Annotated in this window: 1 protein-coding gene; it reads right to left on the bottom strand. The window is 56.2% G+C overall.

Translation table 11 applies throughout. The features are described 5' to 3' along the window. Window positions 1-77 precede the first annotated feature (77 nt). Window positions 78-718, bottom strand: a protein-coding gene (locus ACFOYU_RS15235) for an IS6 family transposase (protein WP_377034244.1) whose coding sequence is annotated in 2 segments (ribosomal slippage) — window positions 78-163 and window positions 163-718 — 642 coding nt in all. Because the reading frame shifts where the segments join, the coding sequence is not laid out codon by codon here. Window positions 719-898 lie beyond the last annotated feature (180 nt).

Genomic DNA, 898 nt, shown 5'->3' with positions numbered 1-898 from the left:
GTCTTGAGTGGGATCCGGGTTGGCTTTGTCGCAAACCCGGAGTAGGGATGAGAAAGTAGCAGATGGCTGTGATCCGCTTATGCGGCGAGCCACTCGAACTGTTCAGCGAGCGCCGGTTGATGAGTGCAGGCGTACTTCGCCTGTTGTTTGCGCATCAGGTGGACATCTCAATCCCGCCCAGGATTACACGGGCACTCTTCGTTGACTTGAAACCGAGCATCGGACGGATGCGCCTCTTGATCGCACGATGATCCTGCTCGATGCGGTTGTTGAGGTAGGCACTTTGGCGGATGCGAATGGGTTTCAGATCAGGCTGTGATCTGTTCCGGAGCTGGTCTGCGGTATCACTGGACAGGTTGAGCGCCTTGCGCAGGAAGCACTTGGCTACAGCGAGGTTACGCCGCTTGCTGAGCCAGAATTCCACGGTATCGCCATTGCTGTCGATGGCGCGATAAAGATACATCCACCGCCCACGCACTTTGATATAGGTTTCGTCTACGTTCCATCTCCGGCTGACGCCTCGTTTGGGAAGATTGAAGCGCTGGAGCAGTTCGGGTGCATATTGGACGACCCACCTGTGAGCGGTCGCATGATCAACGGAGATGCCCCTCTCGGCCATCATCTCCTCCAAATTCCGCAGGCTGAGGCTGTAAGCCAGATACCAGCGCACGCAGAGCAGGATTACAGAGCGATCAATATGCCTGCCCTTGAACCCCATGACCTCCGCAACGGTGACTCTGGGCACAGTAGCTGAAACTCTGAAACAAATTGTTGCGACAGATCCTTGTCCTTTGGTGGCTCTTGCGGATAGGGTACCGGACCAGGCCGCACAGGCAATCGCACGCGCAAGCCTGGACCATACCTTTGGGAGGATCACTGCCGGAGCATCGGTTTCTTA

The sequence above is a fragment of the Microvirga sp. GCM10011540 genome (assembly GCF_042650665.1).
GTDB classification, from domain to species: domain Bacteria; phylum Pseudomonadota; class Alphaproteobacteria; order Rhizobiales; family Beijerinckiaceae; genus Microvirga; species Microvirga lenta.
This window is presented reverse-complemented; position numbering and strand designations above follow the sequence as displayed.